This is a genomic window from Nonomuraea recticatena (assembly GCF_039533245.1).
GTDB lineage: Bacteria > Actinomycetota > Actinomycetes > Streptosporangiales > Streptosporangiaceae > Nonomuraea > Nonomuraea roseola.
Genome location: NZ_BAAATE010000213.1, coordinates 1 through 506 on the forward strand (window position 1 = coordinate 1; position 506 = coordinate 506).

The 506-nt window shown below is 43.9% G+C and carries 1 protein-coding gene; it reads right to left on the minus strand.

Features of this window, described 5'->3' with window-relative positions; translation table 11 throughout:
- Positions 1 to 506 (minus strand): carbon starvation CstA family protein (locus ABFX50_RS51205; RefSeq protein ID WP_346158584.1); only part of this gene is annotated, 506 nt, incomplete at both ends.

Here is a 506-nt window from a genome sequence, read left to right on the forward strand (position 1 = left end):
CCGCTAAGGAAACTGCTCCTCCTGTACGACCTTGGAGATCCACACCGATTTTATCCATAAAATGAGGTAGATCTACCGCAGTTAAGTGTGGGTTTTCTAACAAAAATTGAGCATAACTGGCCGCCGGTGTATTGATGGCAAAGTAATCTCCTGGCATCAGCGTACAGGCAGCAATAAGTGCCATCAACGCGACAAAACCTTCTACCAGCATAGCACCATATCCTACGAATAGAATTTCTCTCTCATTCCCAATCATTTTAGGTGTTGTACCCGTTGCTATCACCGCATGAAAACCCGAGATAGCACCACAAGCAATAACAATAAAAATAAAAGGTAATACTGGGCCACCAATCACAGGGCCACCTCCATGGATAAATGCGGTCAAAGCGGGCATTTCCAATGTAGGATGTACAAATACAATTCCTACGGCCAACATCAATATAGTTCCGATTTTTAGGTACGTAGACAAATAATCGCGCGGAACAAGCAAAAGCCAAATCGGCAAT